This is a genomic window from Frankia sp. CoBUL1, from assembly GCF_978021245.1.
The window spans coordinates 1-2,544 of sequence record NZ_CDXDOS010000365.1; the positions used below are offsets into that span (position 1 = coordinate 1).

The window sequence follows — 2,544 nt, forward strand, 5'->3', positions numbered from 1 at the left end:
GTTCATAGCCACTTAACGCAACGGGCCGTCACACCACGCGACCTTCGCGCAGCCCTGCCGCTTGGCCGGGGCTAATCCGCGGTTTTCAAGCTTACGCCGGGGCCGGTGCGGCGCGAACACCCGACTCCGGCGACAACACGCGTGTTCAACTGCGCCACCGCTGCAGTCGAACATCCTGGTGTTTACCTGGGAACCTTGACGAGACACGACTCGAAAGTCCCACTCGTGATGGGCGGTGCCCGGCTCGCCGTACTCTCCGAGAGTCACTATGAGGTATGAGCCGTTTGTGAAGGCACCAATAGTGACACCCGGCGGTCCCTGCCGGAGCGGCCTTCGTGTCCTCGGTGCCATCTACAGTACAGTCGGCTGGGTTGACCGGCTGGGTTGTGGCCTGAGGTCCGCGCCCTCGCTGTCAGGCGAGGAGGTCGAGGAGTTCGGTGAGTGAGTCGATGATGTGGTCGGGCCCTGCTGTGTGCAGGGTGCGGGTGTAGCCGTTGGTGATGGCGACGGTCTGGTAGCCGGTCGGCGGGGTTGCTCCGGGTGTGGCGGCTGTTGTCGACGACGTAGTGGGTGCGGACCGGCCGCTGATCCGGGACTGGCTGAACCCCTCGATGGAGGAGGCTAGGCGGTCCTGGCTGACATGGTCCCATTTGCGCATGAGCAGGAACGCGGCGTCGAAGTCCCAGCCGCGCAGGGCGTCGGCCGTGTCGTCGCGGTACAGAAGCTCGGCGGAGACGGTGTAACGCTGCCAGGCGGATTCGGGATCAGCGGTCATTCATCGCTCTTCGGCAGGCGGCAGATCGGGACAAGCCGCGTGAGCGGATCAGCACGGTGAGCATAGCCGGGGATGTCGTCTCGGCATCACAAGTCCGGATCGAGCGGTCAAGCGGCGCCGGACAGGCGCTGACCTGGGCATGTCGCCGGGACGGCGGCGGCGCCGGAATGCCGTCGATCCGTGCCGCCGTCGATCCGTGCCGCCTCGGCATTCCGTGGTCGTCCACTTCCGGTGAGTCTTGTTCTTGGGCTCCTCTCCGCGGCCAGACGAGCGGACGCATGCCATCCGGCGGTAGCCGTTAGGCTGTACGTCGTCGATGTCCTTCCACGCTGTGAGACGTCCTCCACGCTGTGAGACGCTGGGGGGATCGATCCAGGGGGGCGGTAGCTCAGCCGGTTAGAGCAGCGGACTCATAATCCGTCGGTCGTGGGTTCGAGCCCCACCCGCCCCACCACGTCTGACCTGGGCTTTCGTGGCGACCTGATCGCACCGGAGATCGACATCTGGTCGATGTGATGCCGATGTGATGCCGTTGCGACGGCAACTAATCTTGGACGTTCGACCGGCGGCTACGGAGAGCGACTACGGTAGGTCGTGGTGGTGCCTGTTTGACGTGGCGTTAGCGTGGGGGTCGCTTACAGCTCGATGCCGAGGCCGTCGGGTTCGGGGCCGTCAGCGGGCGGCACGACGGGTTGCGTGGTGGGTGGCCGCGGTCCGGGTGGAAGTCGGCGGGGAACGACGGCGGCGGCGGCTTTGGCGGCGGCGCGGTCCGCGTCGGCGAAGATCGAGGTGTAGACGTCGCCGGTGAAGTGGATGGAGGCGTGTCCGAGAAGCTCGGAGACGACCTTGAAGTCCTTGGTGGCCAGGTAGGTGAGGCTGGCGGCGGTGTGGCGCAGGTCGTGGAGTCGGATCGGGGGCAGCGGGCCGAAGTCGAGAGCGATTTTGATGGCTTCGGGGGGCATGCGGTGCCGGTCGGCGAGGCGATGGACGCTCCAGTGGTGTTCGGCGTGTTCGGCGTGTTCGGTGCGAATGGTGGCGAAGCGTATTACGAGCCGTTCGAAGCGCTGGGAGATTCCGTCCGCGTTGAGCGGAGTGCCGTCAGGATGGGTGAACACCCGGCCACTGTCGGTCCAGGCCTTCCCGTAAGCGGCGCGTTCACCGTCCTGGTGGGTCTGCCAGGACTCCAGAACCTGTCTGGTCGTCGGATCTAGGCTGATGGTGCGGGTACCGTTTTCGCTCTTCGGGTCTTCGTAGAGGTCGATGTCGTCCTCGGCGTCTGGCCCGGATCCGGGTAGATTGTCGAGGATGTAGATGCTGTCGTCGTCGAAGTCGACTTCGGTCCAGCCGAGCGCGACGGCTTCGCCGCGGCGCAGGGCGCGGTGGGCGATGAGATGCCACAGCGGGTAGAGCCGGTCGGCGGCGGTGAAGTCGAGGAAGGCGCCGGCCTGCTGAGGGGTCCAGACCATGACCGGGGAGGGCCGGGTGCCTTTGCGCTGCCAAGCGGCGATCCGCGGCGCGGTCCACACGAGCGGCCTGACCTTGCGAGCTCTGGGAAGCTCGACGTGTTCAGCCGGGTTATGGCCCAGTTTCTTGCGTTTCACGGCGCTGTTGAGCGCGCTCATTAGGGTGGCATGTACGCGCTGAATTCGGGATGCGCTCAGTCGGCGACGGTGCCGCGGGTCGTCCTGACGGACTTCGAGGAGCCGGACGAGCAGCGGTGAGGGTTTCTTTCCCTGTAGATCTCGGCCGATGAGCTGCATGGCGGCGTA

At 66.0% G+C, this 2,544-nt stretch carries 2 protein-coding genes and 1 tRNA gene; 1 reads left to right on the forward strand and 2 read right to left on the reverse strand.

The window, feature by feature from the left end:
• Nucleotides 1-412: 412 nt before the first annotated feature.
• Nucleotides 413-775, reverse strand: a complete 363-nt coding sequence (locus AC08OX_RS16925) for a hypothetical protein (RefSeq protein WP_476608703.1) — start codon at nt 773-775, stop codon at nt 413-415.
• 377 nt (nt 776-1,152) lie between these two features.
• Between AC08OX_RS16925 and AC08OX_RS16930 the strand changes: the two genes are divergently transcribed.
• Nucleotides 1,153-1,229, forward strand: a tRNA-Ile gene (locus AC08OX_RS16930).
• Between the two features lie 181 nt (nt 1,230-1,410).
• On the opposite strand, the gene AC08OX_RS16935 is transcribed toward AC08OX_RS16930, so the two are convergent.
• Nucleotides 1,411-2,544: site-specific integrase (locus AC08OX_RS16935; RefSeq protein ID WP_476608704.1), on the reverse strand; the 1,134-nt coding region annotated here is incomplete at its 5' end.

Coding starts and splice junctions, on each gene's coding strand:
- AC08OX_RS16925 (WP_476608703.1), bottom strand. CDS start 775: ATGACCGCTGATCCCGAATCCGCCTGGCAGCGTTACACCGTCTCCGCC.